The sequence below is a fragment of the Paraburkholderia caffeinilytica genome, assembly GCF_051027425.1.
GTDB classification, from domain to species: Bacteria; Pseudomonadota; Gammaproteobacteria; order Burkholderiales; family Burkholderiaceae; genus Paraburkholderia; species Paraburkholderia caffeinilytica_A.
On sequence record NZ_CP186552.1, the window covers coordinates 2,720,476 to 2,742,125 of the forward strand.

At 64.4% G+C, this 21,650-nt stretch carries 17 protein-coding genes; 3 read left to right on the plus strand and 14 right to left on the minus strand.

The window, feature by feature from the left end; all coding sequences use genetic code 11:
- Positions 1–26: 26 nt before the first annotated feature.
- Positions 27–821 (plus strand): cystine ABC transporter substrate-binding protein, encoded by a 795-nt coding sequence (locus tag ACOSV0_RS11970; RefSeq protein ID WP_434106396.1) that lies wholly within the window; start codon positions 27–29, stop codon positions 819–821.
- Positions 822–1,024: 203 nt separating this feature from the next.
- The gene (locus ACOSV0_RS11975) at positions 1,025–1,684 is read left to right on the plus strand and encodes an amino acid ABC transporter permease (RefSeq protein ID WP_434106397.1); all 660 of its coding nucleotides are present in this window, start codon (positions 1,025–1,027) and stop codon (positions 1,682–1,684) included.
- A gap of 91 nt (positions 1,685–1,775) precedes the next feature.
- On the opposite strand, the gene lepB is transcribed toward ACOSV0_RS11975, so the two are convergent.
- The 8 genes from lepB to ACOSV0_RS12015 form a co-directional block, all read right to left on the minus strand.
- Positions 1,776–2,474, minus strand: coding sequence for a signal peptidase I (gene lepB, locus ACOSV0_RS11980; RefSeq protein WP_434106398.1), 699 nt, complete (start codon positions 2,472–2,474; stop codon positions 1,776–1,778).
- A 118-nt stretch (positions 2,475–2,592) separates the two neighbouring features.
- Positions 2,593–3,579 (minus strand): Gfo/Idh/MocA family protein, encoded by a 987-nt coding sequence (locus ACOSV0_RS11985; RefSeq protein WP_434106399.1) that lies wholly within the window; start codon positions 3,577–3,579, stop codon positions 2,593–2,595.
- A gap of 151 nt (positions 3,580–3,730) precedes the next feature.
- Positions 3,731–4,450, minus strand: coding sequence for a FadR/GntR family transcriptional regulator (locus ACOSV0_RS11990; RefSeq protein ID WP_434106400.1), 720 nt, complete (start codon positions 4,448–4,450; stop codon positions 3,731–3,733).
- A gap of 506 nt (positions 4,451–4,956) precedes the next feature.
- Positions 4,957–5,574, minus strand: coding sequence for a flavin reductase family protein (locus ACOSV0_RS11995; protein ID WP_434106401.1), 618 nt, complete (start codon positions 5,572–5,574; stop codon positions 4,957–4,959).
- The gene (locus tag ACOSV0_RS12000; protein ID WP_434106402.1) at positions 5,549–7,147 is read right to left on the minus strand and encodes a mannose-1-phosphate guanylyltransferase/mannose-6-phosphate isomerase; all 1,599 of its coding nucleotides are present in this window, start codon (positions 7,145–7,147) and stop codon (positions 5,549–5,551) included. The genes ACOSV0_RS11995 and ACOSV0_RS12000 overlap by 26 nt, the downstream gene beginning before the upstream one ends.
- Before the next feature lie 89 nt (positions 7,148–7,236).
- The gene (locus ACOSV0_RS12005) at positions 7,237–8,070 is read right to left on the minus strand and encodes a class I SAM-dependent methyltransferase (RefSeq protein ID WP_434106403.1); all 834 of its coding nucleotides are present in this window, start codon (positions 8,068–8,070) and stop codon (positions 7,237–7,239) included.
- A gap of 53 nt (positions 8,071–8,123) precedes the next feature.
- Positions 8,124–10,055, minus strand: a complete 1,932-nt coding sequence (locus tag ACOSV0_RS12010; protein WP_434106404.1) for a serine aminopeptidase domain-containing protein — start codon at positions 10,053–10,055, stop codon at positions 8,124–8,126.
- A gap of 180 nt (positions 10,056–10,235) precedes the next feature.
- Positions 10,236–11,234 carry a glycosyltransferase family 2 protein gene (locus ACOSV0_RS12015; protein WP_434106405.1) on the minus strand — a complete coding sequence of 333 codons (999 nt, stop codon included), beginning with the start codon at positions 11,232–11,234 and terminating at the stop codon, positions 10,236–10,238.
- Positions 11,235–11,450: 216 nt separating this feature from the next.
- Here ACOSV0_RS12015 and ACOSV0_RS12020 point away from each other — a divergent pair, with 216 nt between their 5' ends.
- Positions 11,451–12,908 (plus strand): oligosaccharide flippase family protein, encoded by a 1,458-nt coding sequence (locus ACOSV0_RS12020; RefSeq protein ID WP_434106406.1) that lies wholly within the window; start codon positions 11,451–11,453, stop codon positions 12,906–12,908.
- A gap of 236 nt (positions 12,909–13,144) precedes the next feature.
- Here ACOSV0_RS12020 and ACOSV0_RS12025 read toward each other — a convergent pair whose 3' ends face one another.
- Genes ACOSV0_RS12025 through ACOSV0_RS12050 form a run of 6 tightly spaced genes read right to left on the minus strand, consistent with a single transcriptional unit; the run spans position 13,145 to position 21,406 of the window.
- Positions 13,145–14,302, minus strand: coding sequence for a glycosyltransferase family 4 protein (locus ACOSV0_RS12025; RefSeq protein WP_434106407.1), 1,158 nt, complete (start codon positions 14,300–14,302; stop codon positions 13,145–13,147).
- Positions 14,299–16,947 (minus strand): YncE family protein, encoded by a 2,649-nt coding sequence (locus ACOSV0_RS12030; RefSeq protein ID WP_434106408.1) that lies wholly within the window; start codon positions 16,945–16,947, stop codon positions 14,299–14,301. Before ACOSV0_RS12030 ends, ACOSV0_RS12025 begins: the two co-directional genes overlap by 4 nt.
- A gap of 13 nt (positions 16,948–16,960) precedes the next feature.
- Entirely contained in the window at positions 16,961–18,115 is a 1,155-nt protein-coding gene (locus tag ACOSV0_RS12035; protein ID WP_434106409.1) for a glycosyltransferase family 4 protein, read from the minus strand.
- The gene (locus ACOSV0_RS12040) at positions 18,112–19,290 is read right to left on the minus strand and encodes a glycosyltransferase family 4 protein (protein ID WP_434106410.1); all 1,179 of its coding nucleotides are present in this window, start codon (positions 19,288–19,290) and stop codon (positions 18,112–18,114) included. Before ACOSV0_RS12040 ends, ACOSV0_RS12035 begins: the two co-directional genes overlap by 4 nt.
- 26 nt (positions 19,291–19,316) lie before the next feature.
- Positions 19,317–20,873 (minus strand): O-antigen ligase family protein, encoded by a 1,557-nt coding sequence (locus ACOSV0_RS12045; protein ID WP_434106411.1) that lies wholly within the window; start codon positions 20,871–20,873, stop codon positions 19,317–19,319.
- Positions 20,873–21,406, minus strand: a complete 534-nt coding sequence (locus tag ACOSV0_RS12050; RefSeq protein ID WP_434106412.1) for a GNAT family N-acetyltransferase — start codon at positions 21,404–21,406, stop codon at positions 20,873–20,875. The genes ACOSV0_RS12045 and ACOSV0_RS12050 overlap by 1 nt, the downstream gene beginning before the upstream one ends.
- Positions 21,407–21,650 lie beyond the last annotated feature (244 nt).

The window sequence follows — 21,650 nt, forward strand, 5'->3', positions numbered from 1 at the left end:
GCCAGACGAACAAAAAAAGGAACACGATGAAATTTGGCTTGCTGAAAAAGATGCTCGTCGCCGGCCTGATCGGCGCGTCGTTCACCGCTGTCGCCGCCCACGCGGACGACCTGCTCGACCAGGTCAAGCAACGCGGCACGCTGCGCATCGGTCTGGAAGGCACCTTCCCGCCGTTCAATTCGAAAGCGCCCTCGGGCGAGTTGGTCGGCTACGACGTCGACATCGCCAAGGCGGTTGCGGCCAAGCTCGGCGTGAAGCCGGAATTCGTCACGACCGAGTGGAGCGGCATCATCGCCGGTCTGCAGGCAAACAAGTTCGACGTGATCGTGAACCAGGTCGGCATTACGGACGCGCGCAAGCAGGCACTCGACTTCTCGCCGGCCTACACGTACTCGGCCGCGCAACTGATCCAGCGTAAGGACGACACGCGCCAGTTCAAATCGCTCGACGATCTGAAGGGCAAGAAGCTCGGCGTCGGTCTGGGCACGAACTACATGGACATGGCGAAGTCGGTGCCGGGCATCGACGTGAAGACGTATCCGGGCGCGCCTGAATACCTGCGCGATCTGGCCGCCGGCCGTCTGGACGCGGCGCTGAACGACCGTCTGATGCTCGCGTATCTGATGAAGAACTCGCAACTGCCGCTGCGCACCGGCGCGACGGTCGGTACGGGCAATCCGTCGGGCATTCCGTTCAGGAAGGGCAATCCGAAGTTCGCCAAGGCGATCGACGACGCGATGACCCAACTCGAAGCGGACGGCACGTTCTCGAAGATCTCGGACAAATGGTTCGGTATCGACGTCAGCAAGCCGATCAAGTAACGCGCCTCAGATAAAACGAAGGGCGGCATCGTCGGCGATGCCGCCCTTCGTCTTTGCAGCGGAGCTTTCCGCTGCGTCCGGTTTTGCCCAGCTTATGTGTCGAGGTGCGGTTTCAGCCGCGGGCGAAGTCTCGCGGCGGCCTCTGCCTCAACGCCCGCCAAAGTTTATGATGTGCGCTTTGCCGCGCTAACCAGCCCCCGCTCATGTCCACCACTTCCCTGCTCGTCCAATCGCTTCCTGTGCTCGCACAGGGCGCCGTCCTGACGGTCAAGTTCGCGGTCCTGTCGATGATCTTCGGCCTCCTGGCCGGCGCCGTGCTCGCGGTGATGGGCATCAGCCACAACCGCGTGCTGAACTGGATCGCACGCGTGTATGTCAGCCTGTTCCGCGGCACGCCGCTGCTGGTGCAGATCTTCGTGATCTATTACGGCCTGCCGAGTCTCGGCATTTCGCTCGACCCCACGCCCGCTGGCGTGATCGCGTTGTCGGCCAACGTGGCGGCGTATCTGTCGGAGAGCATGCGCGGCGCGATTCTCGGCATTCCCAGCGGCCAGTGGCTGGCCGCCTATAGCCTGGGACTCTCGCGGCGTCAGACGCTGCGCTATGTGATCGCGCCGCAAGCCTTGCGCATTGCCGTGCCGAGTCTGTCGAACAGCCTGATCAGTCTGATCAAGGACACGTCGCTGGTGTCGGTGATTACCGTGACCGAATTGCTGCGCAGCGCGCAGGAGATCATCGCGTCGACCTATCAGCCGCTGCCGCTGTACCTCGCGGCAGCCGCAGTCTACTGGGTGCTGTGTCAGGTGCTCGAGTGGGTGCAGCACTGGTATGAAAAACGCCTCGCGCTGCCGGCGCGCCACTGAGCACACCACTGAGCACACCACTGAGCGGGCCGCCCGGCCTCTCGTTTAACACCCCTCTTCACTCTACTCCGCTGATTCACCCGTCGGCCGCCTACCGGCTGGCGGTCAAAGGAGCCTTATCCAGCGGCGCGCCGAAGCGATCGAAACGCGGTTTGTAGTAGTGATCCGGGTCGAGCGAATACGCGACGTGACGCGTGCGGCCCATCAGTTCCTTGCGCGGAAAGAAGCCGAAATAACGTGAGTCGGCACTGTTGTCGCGATTGTCGCCAAGCATCAGATACTCGCCTGGCGGCACGATCACCGGCCCGAACGAATTGCGCGGACTCGGCGCATCGGGCGCCAGCCGCACCGAATGCGTCACGCCGTCGAAGCGCTCGGTCAGATAGTCGCCAGGAGACGCGGCATCGCCCGGCAGCGGCTTCAGGTGCAGCGGCCGGTAATCCGCGCGCACGCCGTTCACGTACAGCACATTGTCGCGCATGGCGACGCTGTCGCCGGGCAGGCCGATCAGACGCTTGACGATCAGCTCATGCGCCGCCGAGGAATCGATCGTGACGATATCGCCGCGCTGCGGATCGTGCAGGTGCGCGATCGTGATATGGGTGAGTGGCACGCGCAGATCGTAGGCCATCTTGTCGACGAAAATCCGGTCGCCTTCACGGATTGTCGGCAACATCGAACCGCTCGGCACGACGTTCCAGTCGGCCACGGCGCTGCGGAACAGCACCATCAGGAACAGAAAGGCGACGAGGCTCTTGTTGTCGCGCCACAGTTTTCCAAGCATGCGCATCGCAGGCGGCTCCAGTGGAAGGTGATCGAGAATTCCGAGTGTGCGGGCCCTTTTTATTCGAGTCCGCACGCCCGCGCAAATCGTACCATCGCCGCTCGAAGTACCGCGGCAACGGCCTTCACTCTCCCGCGAACTTAAGCCCCAACGCGGCGCGCGCGGCATCGGCCATTTCGATCATCTGCAGCGATTTACTGTGCGGCATCAGCGGGCTCTCGATCTGCCCCGCTCGAATCAGCTCGCAGAAATGCGCGGTCTCGTAGTTCAGGCCGCCGCCTTCGAACGGCTCGTCGAGCTCGACCACGCGACCGTCGGTGTACCGGATCGTCGCGCGCGCCGGATTCCACCAGGGTTCATGAATCGTGACATGGCCATGCGTAGCCATCAGCAATGCGTCGCCCTTGCCGTGCAGATCGAGTCCGCAAAACAGCTGGGCGATGCCACGCTCATGCCGGCTGTTCAGGCTCGCGAACGTATCGACGCCGGTTGCGCCGAGCCGCCCGAGCGTCTGCACTTCACGCGGCGCACCGAGCCAGTCGACCGCGAGAAACATCTCGTAGACGCCGATATCGAGCAGCGCGCCGCCCGCGTGTTCGAACGACAGCGACGGATGATCGTCCGGCACACCCGGCACCGAACAGCCGGCGCGCACGAGACCCACCGCGCCGATCGGCTCGGCCTCCAGATGGGCGCGCAACTTTCTGTAGAGCGGATAGAACGGCGGCTTCATGGCTTCCATGAAAAGCCGTTGCCTGGCGAGCGCGGCCTCGAGCACACGCTCGAGTTGCGGCTTGTTGATGGTGGCGGGTTTTTCGCACAGCACATGCAGACCGGCGTTGAGCGCGGCGATCGCGTAATCGGCGTGACTGTCCTGGACGGTGGCGATATAAAGCGCGTCGATACCGCTCGCGAGCAGCGCGTCGAAACTCGCGCACACCTCGCCGCCGAATTCTTCGGCGAACGCCATGGCCGGTTCGGCGCGGCGAGACCACAGCGCGGTCAGTTGCGCCTTCGGCACATGGGCGAGTCCCTGAGCAAAGCGACGGGCAATACGGCCCGTCCCGACGATCCCCCAGCGGATCATGCCGTCCGCGGGGGCTCCTTGCATTGCGATTGTCATCGTTCCTTCGAGTCCGTGCAGTTCAGAACAGGCGCTATTGTGACGCAAGCCGCGCGCGCATGCGCAGGCATGCTGTCGCGCCGTTCGTTATGCAAGGTCCTCGCAGGAAGGCCCCCGGTTGCCGCCATAGCGGCCGCGCTCAACCGCGCACCGGCGGCTCCGACGTAAAGCTGCCGCTGATCTCTTCCGTCGTGTAGTCGATCATCGCCAGCGAGGCGATTTCCGCTTCCTTCGGATCGTGCCGTTCGATCGCCTCGACCACCCGCTGATGCGTGCTCACCGCCTTGTCCCACGCCCCGTCGTTCCGGTTGACGATCGGGTTGACGGTCGACAGCGCGCCGCGAATGATCGCCGCCATCTGCTTGAAGAACTGATTGCCGCTCGCCACCACGATGCGCGCGTGGAACAGCTCGTCGGCCGCCTGATAGCCGGGCTCGCCGGGCTGGATCACGCGGAACGCCTCGAACGCCTCGCGAATCGCCGCGATGTCGGCCGCACTGCCCCGCGCCGCCGCCTGCGCCGAGGCACGCGGTTCGATCAGGAGGCGAAACTCGATCACGTCGCGCAGAAACAGCGGATCGGGCTTCGCGCGAAAACGCCAGTTCACGACGTCCTCGTCGATCATGCGCCAATCGCTCATCGGCCGGATGCGCGTGCCGATCTTGGGCCGCACGTCCAGCATGTCGCGCGCGAGCAACATCGACAGCGCCTCGCGCATGACGGTGCGGCTGACGTCGAACTCCTTCGACAGCACATCCTGCGGCGGCAGGATGGCGCCGTACTTCTCTTCGACGATGCCGGTCACAAGTCCGTCCATGACCTTGCTGACCAGCGATCGATCCTTGTTTGCCTGTTCCATGACACTCTCCCCGAAGCGGTGTTTCCCCGCGTAGCCTGTTGATCAAGCAGCCCTGGTGTGTCGTTTTATCGATGCGTATTGGTTCTTTTACGATACGTTGCTAGCTTCGAAACGGTTGCGCCAGTTGGGAAACGTCCTGAGAGGGTTATCCCTCTGAAGAATTGTTTCGTCCGTGTAACGCCGCATGTTTTGACGGGCCATAAGCTTGCGTCTCAAGCGTGCCTGTCCAGCCAGATTTGCATCGTGCGAAGACGCACGTAGCGAATCGAATTGTCTGATTTTCACCCGCTGTTTCTTCCGCTGTTTGACCCGCTGAAGCAGCGCGGAGCGGGCGCAGAAAAGACCGGCGAGACGATACGGCGCTGCCGGCGTCGGGCATCGTTAGCCTTCAAATGTAAAGAACGCGGGCGAATTGAAAGAAAACTCGATGCGCTCACCGCTGTCGCAGGCGCCAGGCACGAGCGGCGTTTGGGGGCGGCGTTCCGAGCTGGATTGCAAACGGCGTCTCAAAGCGGTTCGGCCACCGACGCATAGCGCCCGCCAAAAAAGATCAGCGGCGCGTGTTCGTCGAGCGAAAACACCAGCACTTCGCCGACAAAGAGCGTGTGGTCGCCGCACGGATGCCGGTCCACCATGCGCGCCGCGAAACGGGCCGCAGCGTGTTCGAGCAGCACCACGTCCGGCAAACCGTCCACCGGCGCGAAGCGCGGCGCAAGCCGGCTCTGCGGCTCGCCGGCGAAGTGGCGGCTATGGGATTCCTGGGCATCGGACAACACGCTCACGCCGAACCTCGCGCTGGTCATCAGACGCTCGTGCATGCGCGCGCGGTGTCCGACCGACACGACGATCAGCGGCGGCTTGAGCGAGCCGGACATGAAGGCGTTGGCGGTCATGGCGTGCATGCCGTCGCCACTGCCGGTCGAAATCACCACGACGCCGGTAGCGAAACGCCCCAGCGCATGGCGGAAGCGGCGCTCGTCGAAAGCGCCCGCGCCTCGCGCGTCGAGCCCGGCCGCGCCGGCTCCGGCATCGCTGCGGCCGCCGGCCGCGCAAGCCACCGGCGCTTGCCATGCCGCGGCCTCAGCCTCCTGCCGCTCGTCAATGTGACGTACCCGCGCCTGCATGGCCGCTCTCCTGGTCGCGGCCGTATTGATCGTCGAAGCGCACAATGTCGTCTTCGCCGAGATAGCCGCCTGATTGCACCTCGATCACTTCAAGCGGCGTCTTGCCCGGATTTTCGAGCCGGTGCGTGACGCCGAGCGGAATATACGTCGACTGGTTCTCCGAAAGGAGGAAGCACTCCGCGCCGCGCGTGACACGTGCCGTACCGCGCACCACGATCCAATGCTCCGCGCGATGGTGATGCATCTGCAACGACAGGCGCCCGCCCGGTTTGACAACAATGCGCTTCACCTGGAAGCGCTCGCCGCGCTCGAGCGAGTCGTAAAACCCCCACGGCCGGCCGACCTTGCGATGCTCCTGCGCCTCCGTGCCCTGCTCCGCCTTCAGCCGGTTCACGATCGCCTTGACGTCCTGCACGCGATCTTTCGAGGCGACCAGCACCGCGTCGGCGGTCTCGACCACCACCACGCCGCTCACGCCGACACAGGCGACGAGGCGCCCCTCCGAATGCGCGAAGCTATCGGCCGAATCTTCGAACATCACCCGGCCACGCGCGACGTTGCCGCGGGTATCTTTGCCGGACGCCTCCCATACCGAATCCCACGCGCCCACATCCGACCAGCCCGCGACCAGCGGTACGGCGACGCCGACGAGGCGTGCGTCGGTGGCGACGCGCTCCATCACTGCATAGTCGATCGAATCGGAAGGACACGCGGCGAACGCCTCACGTGCAAGATGCAGCGCGCCGTCGCCATCCACGGCGGCATGCTCGAAAGCTTCCGCGCAAGCCGCCGCGATCGCGGGCCGGCAAAGCTCGATCGCCGCAAGCCACACCGAGGCGCGCACCACGAACATGCCGCTGTTCCACCAGTACTCGCCGGAAGCCACATAGCGCTCGGCGAGTTCCGCATCGGGCTTTTCGACGAAGCGTTCGATTGCACGCGCCCCGTGCACGCCGAGCGCCCTACCCGTGCGGATATAGCCATAGCCGGTTTCCGCGCGTTGCGGCGGCACGCCGAGTGTCACGATCGCACCGCGCGCGGCGTGAGAAATCGCCTGCGTGAGCGCCGCGCCAAAAGCTGCATGATCGGCAATCAGATGATCCGCCGGCAACGCGACGATAATCGGATCGTCCCCGGCCGCGGCGCCTGCGCGCGCGGTCAACGCGGCCACGGTCAGCGCCGGCGCGGTGTTGCACGGCACCGGTTCGAGCACCATCCGCACCGGCCGGCCGCACCGTTCGAGACATTCGAGCGTTTGCAGGCGCAGGTCCTCGCAACAGACCACAAGTGGCGCGGCCATGCTCACCGGCGTGTCTGCCGGCATCCCGGCCGCCGTCGCGCTATCCGCCGTCCTGGCGAACGCAAGGTCGAGCCGGCGCAGCGTCGCTTCGAGCAGCGATTCGTCACCCATCAGTCCGATCAGTTGTTTCGGATTGCGCTCGCGTGACAACGGCCATAGCCGTGTGCCGGAACCGCCGGCGAGAATCACCGGCTGGACCGGCAAACACGCGGTCTTTCCGGTAACACCCGCAGTCGACGCGAGCGGATTGCCTGGTTCAACGATGCGATTCATGTCCGCTTCCCGTGAGTGTTCAATCTGGTCTGTTGATATTTTTTGTATGCGGCGTACGTGCTGCGCCGTCTTCGCCCAAACAGCGGCGGTCAGTCGAATGGGCCCGCGGCAACCGGTTTGCGCGCGATGAAGTGAAACCACCACGTGTCGCTGACTTCCACGTCGTCGGCAATGCGGTTGCCTTCGCAACTACCGAACACCGCTTCGCTCAGAAAACCGACCTGCGCGAGTTGCCGGCGCTGCTCACCCAGCGTCGTATAAACGATCACAATGCCGAAGTTGTGCGCCGCCGCGGTTTTCACCGAGTAGCCGCCGTAGTCGTGATTCAGCTTCACGTGGCGCACATAGTTCAACGTGCCGAGTTGAAAACGCCGCAGCGAACGCAGCGTGCGCCAGCCGAGCTTGAGCGGATTGAAAGTGAATTTCGGCAGCAATTGCCAGATGTTCTCGCGGTAGCCCGGGCCGCCGCGGTTGTGCGATGAAAACAGGACATAACCGCCGGGCCGCACCACGCGATACATCTCGTTGAGAATCTTCACGCGATCGCCATAGTCGACGCAGTCGATGCCGTTCCAGCTGAACTCCACCAGCCCGTAATGCCCGGACGGCAGCGTTGACATATCGCGCGCATCCATATGCCGCAAGTCGCGTTCGGGGTAGCTCGATTTCGCGATCTCCAGCAGCTTCGGCGTGTAGTCGACGCCTGTGTAGTCGTTCGAGATCGCGGTCATCAGCGGAATCGTGCGGCCCGTGCCGACACCGATATCCAGCACCGGCTCACCGGCACAACGCGGCGCGAGCCACTCGAACGCAGCCTGTTCGCCAAGGTCCGAAAATGTTTTCTCGATCGTGAATACGCGGGTCGCATCCGACGAATTCCATGCGATACGGTTGATGCGGTCCAACTCGGATTGACTGTTCATTGCATTGCTCCATCAAAGTGGAAGCGCACTGGATCGGCAACCCGATGCGTTCGTTACGCTTCGCCTGATAGACGAAGTGCCCGCGCACGTTTTAGAAGCCACTGCGTGGTGCGCGCATGGCGCCAGTCGAGCCTTGCGCGGCGCAATTCGCCGCCAACGGATGACTCGGGCTGACGGGTTTCGTCGAAGGTGCTGCGGAAAAAGTCCTCGAAGTACGACATCACGTTTTCTTGTGCACGGGCCGACAGAATTGCGTGATCGGTGCGCTCGCAAAAGGCCACGCCAATCCGACCGAAACGCCGAAGCCGTCGGCCACGCACACCGAAGTAGCGTTCGAGTTCTTCGACACCTTCGTCCAGCACACCGTATAGAAGACGCGTATCGACGCCTCGCGCATGCAGCGCGGTGAAGAGGCATTGCTCGTCCCTCGATCCCAGTTGGACCCCGCTGATACGTTCGACACGGTCGGCGAGCGCCGTGCCCAACCTGGCGGCGAAGCGCGCTGCAAGCTCGCGAGCGACCGGCATGCCGCCGGTCTGCCCTCGCACTACGCGAAGCCATTTGCGTGGCTGGCACATCGAACGCAGATAACTGCGCGTCGAACCGAAGACCGCGACGGGGACAGTCGGTTTGCCGTGTTCATCGCAGATGTTCTGCCACGTGAATTTCTGCAAATTGACCAGCACGGCGCCGATCACCGCCGGTTCACGCGACGCGGCATGCAAGCCGACAAAAGCGCCCGCGCAGATGCCGAGCAGCACCGCGCCGCGATGTCCTTGCGCTGTCAGCCAACGCGCCGCACAGGCGGCATCGTCGGCGCCGGCCTGGGCATACAGGGCATCGAGACTCACCGCATCCAGCGACGGCTCGCTGTCGCCCAAACCACCGAGGTCGACACGCAGCGACGTGATCCCCTGTCGCGCGAGACGTCGCGCAAAGCGCACGCCAAGTCGCGCATTGCCGATCCGCGAGACGGCACCGGTATTCAGCATCAGCACCGCGGGCGCGGTGGCGGAGCGCGATTGGGGCGTGCAGTAGATGCCGAACATCCTGCCGCCATCGATCCACACCGGCGTTTCGATCACGCCCGGCTCGACAAGGTGGCCCGAATTGGGGTCGCACACGCGATCCGCCCTGCGCTCAGTCATTTGATCGGCGTGAGACCCTGCGTCGCCAGCCAACGCCATGCGCTCAAGTTCGAGTGTAGGAGAATTATCAGCGGCGCCTGCCAGCCAGTTTTCAATCGACTGAAACGCCGCCTGCGGAATCTCGCTATCGAGCGCCTCCATCATGAACTTGCCGTATTCGTCGAACGACTGCCGCTCCACCTGTACGCCTTGCTCACGATAATGCTCAACCAGCGCGTCGACCCGCGCCGGGTCCAACGAATCGAGCACCAGCACGCGCCCGGCCGGGCGCATGGCGTCGCGCTGCAGATCGACCGCGCGCAAACTCTCCAGCGTGTCGCCATAGAGACGAAAACCGTAGGCTTCGACGAATGCATCGGTATCGGGTTCGGCTTCGCAATCCATCGCGGCCGGCATCAGCAGCCACTTGCGGTAATGCGCACGCAATTCGCGTTGATAATTCTTGCCGGACAAAACCGGCGCCAGCAGCACCAGACCATCCACGCCGCCGAGTTCCTGAGCGGCCAGCGCCGCAAGCGTGCCGCCAAGACGCAGCCCGCACAGCGTCACGCGTTCGACACCGGTGGTTTCGCGCAGCAGCGCCACGGCCTGCTTGATACTGTCGATCCACGCGCGCCAACGGCCAGGCTCGCTCGCCTCGCCCGCTGCATCGCCGGTGCCCGAGTAATCGAACCGCAGCACCGGCATACCGCGCCCGGCAAGCCGCTCGGCCAGCCTGCGCATGCCGCGATAGGTGCACACTGCGTCGTACCCGAACGGGTAACACAGCACCACGCCGCTTCGCCCCTCTGCCGGATGCAGCCATCCGAACCGGCCATCGAACACTACTGGCCTCACGCTAGTCTCCTCAACGGTTCAACTCCGCTTTTGATCACTACAACAAACACCGTCTGATTCATCTGTACGCCCACCCACACTAGGTCGGACTACGATGCTTATGCGGCTTGACGCGTTGTGCGCCGTGACGGCCGATTCGACCCGCGTCGACGTGCCGTTCGGTTGCCGTTCGGTTGCTGGTCAGTTTCCATTCGCCGCGCGCGAAGCGAAGGCCGACCGGGTGGCGAGCAGCACGTGATAGAAAAACCGCGCCCGCAGCCGGTCGCGCATCGGGTAGTGCCGCGACAGCAGCACACGCCATGCGGCCGCCGGCTCACCGGCGCGCGCGTAGGCGGATGCCGCGCGTGGCGCGACGCGCCGCAACGCATCCTCGCGCGCGGCCTGCGCGGCCGCGGGCACGCTGCTCGCGCGCAGTTGCGCAAACGCATGCATGGCCGGCAGCGCATGGGTCGATATCGACAGCGCCGTTTCGCGCGACACCGACACGAACGCATCCACGAAACAGATCGCGATAGCGTCGACACTGAGCCGCAAGCCAAAATCGAAGTCGCACGCTTCACCGACCTCGGCCGCCGCGCGATAGGCGATCCGGCGCGCGGCCAGGGTATCCACCAGATAGCCGTTGTTCGGGAACATCTGGTCGATGCCCGCCAGCGCCGGCACCGGCAGACGGCCGGCGCGTTCCGGCACACGCAGATAATCGCGATTCAGACGTTCGGTGGCTTGCGGACGCGGCGTGCCGTCATCGGCGATCACACGCTGTTTGCCAAACGCCGCGGTCAACTCGGGATGCTTGCGCCAGCATTCGTCGAGACAACTCAGCGCGCTCGGCTCGAGCAGATCGTCGTCGTGCAGCAGGACGAGCCGCGCGCCCTGGGCGCGCGCAAACAGCCGGTTCACGTTGGCCGCCTGTCCCAGCCGGGGCAGATTGCGTTCATAGCGGATCGGGATCGGCCGCAAACTGCGCAAACGGCAACGCTCCGCCACATGCCGCGCGCTGTCGTCGTTCGAGTCGTCGCCGATCACGATTTCAAACTCGTCATACGTCTGCGCAAGGCAACTGTCGAGGGCCTGTTCGAGCAAGGCGGGCCGATTGCAGGTCGGAATGCAGATGGAAATCAGACGCGCGGATAACGCACCGTCACGGCTCCGGCCGGCCTCGTTCGCGATCTCAATCATGGGTGCTCCGAAAACCGTAACGGATTTCATTTAACCCCGCCGGATCACGGCTATCTGTACGGCCACACACACATCGGTCAAGGGCGAAGGTGCAATATCGACACCTGCGACAGACCGGCGTCATCGTTTCAAACGCGCCGCTGGGTGCGGCTGCACACCGACAGCGTCCACGATCGATCACACCATTCAATGACTCCACCCGCCGGATAGCGCACCATGGAAAGAAGTATCGTCAAGAACATCTTCATCAATTTTGCAGGAGCGATCGCTCCGACCTTCATCTCGCTCGTCACCGTGCCCGCCTATATCCACCTGATGGGCGCCGAGCGATATGGGGTTATCAATCTGGTGTGGACGCTCATCGGCTACTTCAGCGTGCTCGATCTCGGCACGAGTCTTGCCACCGAAAATCAGATTTCGAAAGCGCGCGCCGCCAAAGACGACTCCATCGAATGCATTTTCTGGAGCGCCTGGTTCATGAATCTCGGGACCGGCATCGTGGGTGGCCTGCTGGTGTACCTCGGCACATTTATCTACATCACGCACGGCGTGAAGATCGAACCCGCCTTTCAGCGCGAAGTGATGGCGAGCCTGCCGTGGATCGCGGTGGCCGTGCCGATCGCGAACGTCTCGTGGGTCTTCGCCGGCGCCATCAACGGCGTGGAACGCTTCACCAGTTTCAATATCAACCAGACCCTGGGCACGGCGCTGTTCCAGTTGCTGCCGCTGGCGGCGATCTTCTGTTTCTCGCCTTCGCTCGCGGTAGTGATTCCGGCTGCGGTCGTGGCCCGTCTCATAGCGGGCGTGCTACTCGGCGCGGCAGCGTTCCGCGCAATCGGAATTCGCCGTGTACGGATGCCGCAATGGCGCGTGATGGCCGAACTCTTTCGCTATGGCCGCTGGATGCTGATGTTTTCCGGCGCCAACATGATTGCGACGACACTCGATCGGGTGCTCGTCGGCGCACTGATGGGCGCGCGTTTCGTCACTTACTATGCGACCCCGCAGAATCTCATCACGCGTCTGAACCTGCTGCCGATCGCCATGGTGCGCACACTCTTCCCGCGCCTGTCCGCCGTCTCGCGCGCCGATGCGGACGCACTGGCGCATAGCGCCCTCGCTTTTCTGAACGGCGCTTTCACGCCTTGCGTGATCGTCGCGCTGTTCGCGCTCAAGCCATTTCTGACGCTATGGCTGGGGCCGACGTTCGCGGCCGCGGCGCCGGTCGCCGGCGTGCTGGTGCTGGGCGTGTGGCTGAGCGGCCAGTGCGGCATTCTGGGCATTCTGATTCAGGCGCAGACAAGCCCCGCCTACGTGGCCGGCGTGAGCTGGCTCGAACTGCCCTTGTTTGCCGGCGCGCTATGGTGCGGGATTCACTGGTACGGGATCATGGGCGCGGGGGTCGTCGTCGTCATGAAGTCGCTGTTCGACTACGCCGTGCTGCTGGTGTTCGCGCGACTGCATGCCTGGTCCATCGTGCGCAATATGCTGGTCCATCTCGCGTTCCTGATCGTCGCACTGGTGCTCTCCGAAGAGATCACCGCGTTGCCAACCTTGATCGCCGCGGCGCTTGTCATGGCGGCGGCGAATCTGGGGTTATCGCTGCACGGGTCGAGCGAACTCAGGGGCGTCGTCTACAAACTCTGGACGCGCGTCACGCTGTCGGCGAGTTAGGCGGGCGGCTGATGCGGGCCGGGATTCGGGTCCGCGTCGCTACCTGGTTTCGCAGTGTCGTTTTACTGCGGTCCTGTTTTACCGCTTCGTTTCACCGCCTCTTTACGCCACTTCCTTAGACACCCACACACGACCCCTCCAACGCCGGTTCGCCGGAGTTTCCCGGCATCTCCGTGCCTTCGTGCCTTCGTGCCTTCGTGTCTCCGTGTCTCCGTGTCTCCGTGTCTCTTAGCAGATCACAACGTCGTCTTCCGTGCGACAGCGTCCCCCACTGCGATTTCAGGCGCGGCCAGGTTGGCCGTCGTGGCGATCGTGGCAAAGCGGCGCGGCTGGCGGCTGGCGAGCGCACGCTCATAAACCAGTTGGTAATCGTCGCTCACCCGTTGCACGCTGAATCGCTCGCAGTTTTGTCGCGAACGCGCGATCAGCGCGGCATGAGCAACACGATCGGTCAGGAGCAGGCCGAGCGCCTGCGCAAGCTCTACCGGATTCGCGGGCGGCACCAGCAGACCGGCTTCGCCGTCATCGAGCATCTCTGGAATGCCGCCCACCCGAGTTCCGACGATCGCGCGCCCCGCCTCGCGGGCTTCGCACAACACCAGAGCACCCGGCTCTGCGTGCGAGGCCAGTGTGAAAACGTCGGCTTGAGCAAGATAGCCACGCGGATCGGCCACGAAACCCGTAAAGTGCGCATGCTCCGCCACCCCGAGTTGCCGGGCCAGCGTTTCCATCACGGCGCGATCAGGTCCATCGCCGACCAGATACAGCAGCGCGTCCGGCACACGCTTGCGCAGCAGCGCAAAAGCGTGCAGCAGATCGCGGATGCCCTTGCGTTCGTACATGCCCGCCACCGTGACGATGCACGGATGAGCCAACCGCGGTTCATCGGGCACCGGTGTGCTGGCGAGGCGCGGCGTACCGATCGTGCCGTTGCCGACGACGGCGAGACGTGCCTGTGGTATGCCGCGTCGCGCCATCGCCACCGCCACGGCGTTGCTGACCGCCACCACGCGGTCGCCCACGCGCATCAGCGTCGCGCTTTTCTGGAACTCGTTATGCACCGTCGTGACCAGCACGAAACGCCGTTGCAGGACACTGCAGCGTGCGATCAGCGCACCGGTGATCATGTGCGCGTGCACGACGTCGGGATCGTACTTCGCGATCAGCCGGTTAAAACCGGCCACCATCGCGGGGACGCGCGACGGCCGCGGCGATTGCGCGAGCAGCACGTGACGAACGCCCTGCTGCGCGAGCAAACTCTCGTGGCCGCCACCCGCCGACGCCACCGTCACGTCGTGGCCGGCACGTGCCTGCATGCAGGCGAGGTCGACCATCATGTTGACGATGCCGTTGCCGACGTTCTGCGCATGGTTGGCTAGATGAATGATCTTCATGGGGTCTGTGCCGTATCTGTTGAGTGAGAAGCGGCAGCCGCCAGCGGCGCCGTTTGTGGCATGAAGCGATACATCAGCGCTTTGCCGTGTGCGTCTTCCTCGACCAGCACGAGGTATTCGCCTGACGCGAGGCGATGGGCGGTCAGCGGCATCGGGACATCGACCCAGCCGCTCGCCGAACCGACTTCCTTGCCCGGTTCGAGCCGGCCCACATCGCGGCCGGTGGCCCGGTCGTAGACGCGCACGATCGCGCTCCGGGTTTCGACGGCGAAGAGGTAGTCGCCCGCCACGGCGAATCCGCTGATCGACGACCAGTCGGGCGCGCCGCGGTCGGGCAAGCCGATGACATAGCGCAGCACGGGCTTACCGCCCTTCCAGTGGTCGTAACGCGCCAGTTGCGAACCCGCGCCATTCCAGTTGTCCTGAACGAATGGATGCGCCGGTGTCGACCCGGAGACGAACATCGTGTCGTCGGCGGGGAAGTAGTTCAGGCGCGCGATCCGATAGAACGGTGCGGGTGGCGGATACTGCCGCATCGCGGCGTAGCGGTAGACCGGATTGCCGGCCTGGTCGAAACCCTGCAGCGGAAACGAGCGGATTCCCTGCGACTCGGTGCCCTGCCAGATATCGCCGAGGCTATCGACCCACCATGCGCGCATCGGCGGCGCGTCGGTGCTGCCGGTGTTCTGGTCGAACGCGCCGGCGGAAAAGTCGCCCTTGCCGGTTGCGTCGCGCCAGATCCATTCGCCTTGCGCCGGCTGGTTCGGCGGCCACGCGCCGTCGATGTGCGACTGCGCAAAGAGACCCGAAGGAATCGCCGTCTCGCGATCGGCGGCGAAGCGGTAGATGCGCAGAAACGACGAGTACATGTCCGTCGTATAGAGCAGCCGGTGCCCGCGAACATCGCGCACGAGCGGCATGCCGCGCTGGCCGCCGAGGTACAGATGAAAATACGGATCGTAGGGATAGCGGAAACGGTCGGCGGTGTAGCCGGCGTAAGACCACTCCTCGCCGACCGGACGTGCGAGGTCGAGCGTGAAGCGCTTGCTGCCGCTATAGACCGAAGGCGGCTCGCCATCGACGAATTGCGCCCCGTCGACGAACAACAGCCCTTGCAGACTGAAGCGCTGCGTGCCGTCGGGCGCATAACTCTCGATCAGCGCACCGTCGTAGGTGCTCGGACCTGTGCCGATGGGACGCGGTCCCGCGCCGTTCATCGACACATAGATGTTGCCGGCCCGGTCCACGCCTACGCCGGTCAATCCATTGAAGCGCCGCGGCCCCGGCGCGCCGGCGCGGCCCGCGTATATACCGCCCGCTTCTCCGAAGCTTGCTGACAGTTGCATGCCGGCTCCTGGCTGCGCGGGGGTGGATGCCGTTGTACTGGATGCCCTCGTATTGGATGCGGTCGTACTGGATGCGGTCGTACTGGATGCGGTCGTACTGGATGCGGTCGTACTGGATGCGGTTGTACTGGATGCGGTTGTACTGGATGCGGTTGTACTGGATGCGGTTGCGCCGGAATTCGCTGAGTTCGCTGAGTTTGCTGAGTTTGCTGAGTTTGCTGAGTTTGCTGAGTTCGCTGAGTTCGCTGAAGTCGCTGGAATCGCTTGAGTTGCCGGATTCGCCTGATTCGCTGAAGCCACCGTAAAAATCAGGATCTGCTGACGCGCGCCGTTGTCGGCGATCAGCAACCGTCCGCGCGTATCGACCGTCAGATCCGCGGGCACCACGCCTCGCGGCAATACCAGCTCGCCAAGACGTGCACCATCGCGCACCCGATGGACCACGCGCTGCGCACCATCGGTGCGGCTGTTCTCGACGATCCACAGCGAACCGTCGGGCGCGAGCGCGAGGCGCCCCGGTTCGTGGACCGGAAAGCCGCCGACCGGCTGCATCGTTTGAGCGTCGAAGATCTGAACGCGGTTATCGCGCTGATTCGACACGAAGAGCCGTGTCTCGTCCGCGGCGAGCCCGCGGATCGCGTAGTCTTCCTTGCTCGAAAAAGTCGAGACCAGCAGAAACGCCAGCCGGCTGCCGCCCGGCCAGTTCACCTGACCGGCGAACGGTACGCCGTCGCGGATATCGGCGCGGCTGCGGCGTGAAACGCCGGTCCACTGCTCGCCCTCGCGCGGCATACGCCGGTGTTGGGCCATCTCGTTGCCGAGACTGACGACGGTTTGCGCGACGAACACGTACTCGTCGTTCACGGCGATTGCGTCGCCGCCCATCATGCCCCAGCCGTGCGACTCGCCACCGTGGCGAACCAGTTGCCCGTTACGGTACTGACCGATTTCGCCGCCGCCTTCGTCCCAGGGCGCGTTCGTGAAGACATCGCCCTCAGGCGTAACCGCCAGCGCCTGCACGTCGATCTGCATCCAGCGATGATCTGCGTAGCCCCAGGTATTGCCGATCCACGACGTGCGATACGACAGCGACGGATGCGCGGCGACGGCAAGCGCTTCGGCTGCGGGCTTGCCTGCGGAAGCCACGAAGTTCGCGCCCGGCGCGACCCGGGCCGTCTGCGCCGGCCCGAGCGTCGTGCCGCCGCCCGGGTCGCTCGCCGCGATCAGCACGAGCACCGGCAACGCCAGAGCGGCGGCGCATGCGAGGCGTTCGAAGGTTTTGCGTGCAGGGCGTCGCATGATCTCTAGCGCGTCAGAACGCGTCGATCGCTTCGCGATAGATCTGCGCGACCTGCGCGGCGACCACCGGCCGGTCGAAATACCGGCGGGCATACGCGCGGCACGCCGGCGAATCCGGCACCATGCGGCGGCCGAGCAGGACATCGGCAATCCCTTCGCCGATCGCCTTGAAGCCGCCCGAGGACAACACCAGTTCGGCCGATAACGGCGCGACCGCTTCCGGCAGACCACCTACCGGCGTCACCAGCACCGGCGTGCCGGCCGCGAGCGATTCGATCGTCGTGAGCCCGAAGCCTTCGAGCGACACCGTCGGCACCACCGTCAGATCGGCGGCGCGATACCAGAGCGGCACCGTGTCGTCGGGCACGTAGCCCGCGAGCCGCACGTGGCGCTCGAGCCCGCGCGCCACGATGCGCGCCTGCAATTGCGCCTCCAGCGGCCCTTTGCCGGCGATCGTCAGGAGTACGTCGGGCAGCACGGGCTTGACGATGGCGATCGCATCGATCAGGTCCTCGAGTCCCATGCGCGATACCAGGCGCCGCATGCAGAACAGCAACGGCCGGTCCAGCGGCAGACCGAGGCGCTCGCGTGCCTGCCGCTGCGTCACACGCGTGTCGAATTGCGCGACGTCGACGCAGCCGGGCACGATCCGGATGCGCTCGTCACGCACGCCATAGGTCTCGCGCAGGATCTTCCCGAACGCCTGCGACAGTACGATGTGACGCGTGCCGCCCCGGTACACGAAGCGCTCGAGTGCGACACGCATCGCGCGCGACCAGCCACCGCCACCACCCGGGTACGACTCGGCGGCCCACGGTCCGTGAAAATGCACAACCTTCGGCACGCTTCTGAAGACGCCCGCGGTCGGCGCGGCATAGAGCGCGAAATGCGTGGCGACGACGTCGGGCATCTTCGCCGCCCGCAGCGCGCGCGACTGCCTGCGCGAACCCCACAGGCGCGTGCCGAGCGGCGCCTGCGCGCCGGCGAAGGCAAGCACGCTGCCGCCCGAGGCGTCGAACACGGCGGGCGTGCCCGCCACCATCCCGCGAACATTGACGCCCTGTGCCGGCAGCGTATCGATCAATGCCTTGAACATGCGATCGAGGCCGCCTGGCCGTTCGGTGAACCAGTGCATGCCGATCTGCAGCGAATCGATCGGCGCGCTCATAGTTCCACCGACGCGGTGGCACAACCGGCCGGCAACGGTCGCGCCGTGCGCCGCGCATGCACCTGTTCGTAGAGCGACAGATAGCGCTCGGCCATGGCCTGCCAGCTCAAGGTTCGTGCGACTTCGCGCGCCGCCTGCCCCAGGCGGTGGGCGTAGCCGGGGTCGCCCGCGAGGCGTTCGATCGCCGCGGCCAGCGCAACCGCATCGTTGGGATCGTCGAGCACGATGCCGCTTCTCGGTGAAATCACTTCGGCGCCGCCCGCAGTCCGTACGGTAATGACCGGCAATCCCGCGGCCAGTGCTTCGAGCAGCACCAGTCCCATCGGCTCGTAACGCGAGGGAAACACGAACGCGTCGACCGAACGCATCAACGCGGGCATGTCCATCACCATGTCTGTAAAGTGGACCCGTTCCGTCAGCCCGAGCGAAGCCGCCAGCGCCGGATACGGACTGTTGTGCAGAATCCCGGCCACTGCGAGATGCACGTTGGCCGGGGTATGCACGAGCGCGTGCAATACCGTGTCGAGATTTTTACGCGACATGCGCAAATCGCCGGCGAACAGCAGCATGAACGGCGCCGACGGCAGATTGAAACGTGCCCGCTCAGGCGTACCGGGCGTGAATTCATCGACGTCGACGCCGTTATGGATCACCTGCAGCCGTGCCGGCGCGATGCCGAGCGCTCGCACTTCAGCGGCCACCGTATGCGACACCGGCACGACAACTTCCGCATGCCGGAACGCCCATTTTTCGCAGCCGATATTCAGCAGCGTGTAGATAACCTGATAAGTGTCGTAGAAGCTGCGCAACAGGCGAAACGGATAGAACCCGCAGCGATACCAGCCGCCATGAACGAAATGCGCCGCGTTAATATCGGCGCGCGTCCATGCAATGAATCCGTTCACGTGAATCACATCGAACTCCTGACGATGTGCACGGATCCACGCGCCGCAACGCCACGCGAACATCTGATACTGGGCGAGCCGGGTCGGCAGCCTGCTTTCGCTAATCTGCACGAAATGCACACGCGGGTGCTGCACCAGTTCGGGCGCAGCACCCGCGGCAAGCAGTGTCACCGAATGACCGGCGGCGAGCGCCGCCAGTACGATCTCGTAGTTGACGCGCCCTTGCCCATCGTTTTTGCGCACGACATGAGTGACGATCAAAATCCGCATCCGGATGTCCTTCATATAGATATTTTTCAGGGTCGTGCGGGGGCCGCGGTGACCACGCTGTGGCGTTCACGCGCATAGCGCAGCGAAATCACCGGCAAGGTCACGCCGATAAAGAAAAACATCCCCGACACCGCGGTCAGCGTGTTGATGAACACCATCATCGAAAAAATCGCCACGGCCACGCCGACGCCGGAGATCGCCAGCAGGTCGGTCGGATGCTGGCGGCTCGCCCGATAGGCGCGCCACAGCAGCATGACGATGCCCGTGACGTAGAGCAGCGTGCCGGGCCACCCCATCACGTAGGGCACCTCCATCAGGCCGCTGTCGAAATTAAGGTTCGCCTGCGCCGCCGTATCGTCGGACAGCTTGCTGCCGAGGCCGGTCGTGCCGAGCCCCTGGCCGGCAATATCGGTGAGCGCCGACGACATGAACGACTTGTAGAACTCCGCGCGCGCCTGGTAGCTGTTGTCCTGGGAGAGATCCTGAATCGAGCTCAACCGCTGCATCACCGGCTCCGCGACCTGATCGATCATCATCAGCGGCGCGGCCACCACGGCCAACCCCAGCACGCCGGCCATCAGCCGCCTACGGCTTTTACCGTCGAGCATGACGAACGAATACGCCAGCGCAATCGCAAAGCCGCCCCACGTGCTGCGCGCGCTGGTGAGCAACAGCACGGGAATCCCCACGCATCCGAGCACGATGCGCGCTTTACCGCGCGCCGCCAGCGACATCAGCAGGATCGTCATGAGCGTGACCGCGAACGGGCCGCACGAATTCATCGTGCTGCTCACCCGCATGCCGAACGGCACCGGCTGCCCCTCGGACAGCATTTTCGACGCGATCAGCCAGAACGCGTCCCACGGCATGGGCGAAACAAACTCGAGCAGACCGTACACGCTCATCAGGAGTCCGCCATAAACGAAGGTCTTCAGCAGAACCCGGTGGTAGTCCGGATAGTGGCGCCACGTCACGGTGAGATAGAACGCCACCATCACGGGATACAACCAGTTGATGAGCGTAAACGTCGCCGCCGCCGGACCGACCTGCACCATGCCGACCACAAAGGCATAGAGAAGCGCGATCACGATCAGTACCAGCGGCGCCGCGCGGCGCTGCCCCAGCAACGACACATGCTTGAGCAAGGTCAGGCCGGTCAGCGCGACGGCAAGCAAGGTCGCCACCATGATGGGACTCTGCTGATTGAACGAGCCGTTGACGAAGTCCGCGAGACGCCGCACCTCCGGTGTCAGAAAAAACAGCCAGCAGACAAAACCGATGTAATGCGCGGGCGAGCGCCAATACAACATCACCGCCACGCCGAACGCACCGAGCGGAAAGAAATATTCGACCAGCCTGCCTTGATGCAGAACGATCAAGCCCAAGGTCACGGCAAACAGGAGCAACGGCAAGCTCAGCGGATGGCGCAAGCCTTTGCCCTGCGTGCGCGCGGCCGGCGTGGAACGGGTCTGGGCCGGGCCGGGCGCCGCCGGTGCAAACGCTTCGCCGGACAAAACGCGCGGCGGGCGTGAAGGTGCCGGCAGTCCAACCTGCGTGGACGGCGTAATCAGCATTCGCGCCATTACAGGAGCTCGAACGTGTTGACGAGCGCCACACCATCGCGCTCGCGGCGCCGCGTACCGAAGAGCGGCTGGCTGCCGCGCACCTGGCGCGTCAGGCCGATGAACGGCACGCCATGTTCGAGGTACGGCCCTTCCGTCTTACGAAACCCGAATTGCTCGTAGAAGTCGCGCAAACCGAGCGGTGCGCTTACACGCGCGGCGTGTCCCGGCCAATGCTCGGCGATCGCCTGCAGCACGCGTTCGAGCAGAAGTTCGGCGGTACCGTCGCCGCGCCGCAGCGGGCTCGTCAGCACCTTGTCGATAGTGATTTCCGGGTCTTCGGCATCGCCGGGTTGCAGGCGTGCATAGGCCAGAACCGGCATGGGCCGCGCCATATCCTCGACGGCGAAGACGTGCAGCGCGTTTTCGTCGTGACCGTCGGCGTCAAGACAGACATGCGATTGTTCGACCACAAAGACCGCACTGCGCGCCCGCAAGATCAGATACAACTCGCGTGCCGAAAGTTGTTCGAATTCCAGCGTTTTCCAGTTCATCACGTTCCCCAGCGGTAAATAAGTTCAGCGGGCACGGCATCGCAGGCCGCCCTCGACGGCCTGGTTCAACATGCCGGCCTCTTGTCATGGCTACACGGTACGTCCGCGAAACACGCGTTTCCGTGCGCCATCGCACTGACGCTGGGCTTTGACGAATCTTAAATACGAGACGTCGGAACACAGCGCAGCAGGAAACCGCAGAAAACGGTCTCAGGGCACCGTGCAAACACGGCAAAGAGGCGCG

Bases quoted from the DNA above. Each gene is read 5' to 3' on its own strand.
- ACOSV0_RS11970 (WP_434106396.1), top strand. From the start codon at position 27: ATGAAATTTGGCTTGCTGAAAAAGATGCTCGTCGCCGGCCTGATCGGC.
- ACOSV0_RS11975 (WP_434106397.1), top strand. From the start codon at position 1,025: ATGTCCACCACTTCCCTGCTCGTCCAATCGCTTCCTGTGCTCGCACAG.
- lepB (WP_434106398.1), bottom strand. From the start codon at position 2,474: ATGCGCATGCTTGGAAAACTGTGGCGCGACAACAAGAGCCTCGTCGCC.
- ACOSV0_RS11985 (WP_434106399.1), bottom strand. From the start codon at position 3,579: ATGCAAGGAGCCCCCGCGGACGGCATGATCCGCTGGGGGATCGTCGGG.
- ACOSV0_RS11990 (WP_434106400.1), bottom strand. From the start codon at position 4,450: ATGGAACAGGCAAACAAGGATCGATCGCTGGTCAGCAAGGTCATGGAC.
- ACOSV0_RS11995 (WP_434106401.1), bottom strand. From the start codon at position 5,574: ATGCAGGCGCGGGTACGTCACATTGACGAGCGGCAGGAGGCTGAGGCC.
- ACOSV0_RS12000 (WP_434106402.1), bottom strand. From the start codon at position 7,147: ATGAATCGCATCGTTGAACCAGGCAATCCGCTCGCGTCGACTGCGGGT.
- ACOSV0_RS12005 (WP_434106403.1), bottom strand. From the start codon at position 8,070: ATGAACAGTCAATCCGAGTTGGACCGCATCAACCGTATCGCATGGAAT.
- ACOSV0_RS12015 (WP_434106405.1), bottom strand. From the start codon at position 11,234: ATGATTGAGATCGCGAACGAGGCCGGCCGGAGCCGTGACGGTGCGTTA.
- ACOSV0_RS12020 (WP_434106406.1), top strand. From the start codon at position 11,451: ATGGAAAGAAGTATCGTCAAGAACATCTTCATCAATTTTGCAGGAGCG.
- ACOSV0_RS12025 (WP_434106407.1), bottom strand. From the start codon at position 14,302: ATGAAGATCATTCATCTAGCCAACCATGCGCAGAACGTCGGCAACGGC.
- ACOSV0_RS12030 (WP_434106408.1), bottom strand. From the start codon at position 16,947: ATGCGACGCCCTGCACGCAAAACCTTCGAACGCCTCGCATGCGCCGCC.
- ACOSV0_RS12035 (WP_434106409.1), bottom strand. From the start codon at position 18,115: ATGAGCGCGCCGATCGATTCGCTGCAGATCGGCATGCACTGGTTCACC.
- ACOSV0_RS12040 (WP_434106410.1), bottom strand. From the start codon at position 19,290: ATGCGGATTTTGATCGTCACTCATGTCGTGCGCAAAAACGATGGGCAA.
- ACOSV0_RS12045 (WP_434106411.1), bottom strand. From the start codon at position 20,873: ATGGCGCGAATGCTGATTACGCCGTCCACGCAGGTTGGACTGCCGGCA.
- ACOSV0_RS12050 (WP_434106412.1), bottom strand. From the start codon at position 21,406: ATGAACTGGAAAACGCTGGAATTCGAACAACTTTCGGCACGCGAGTTG.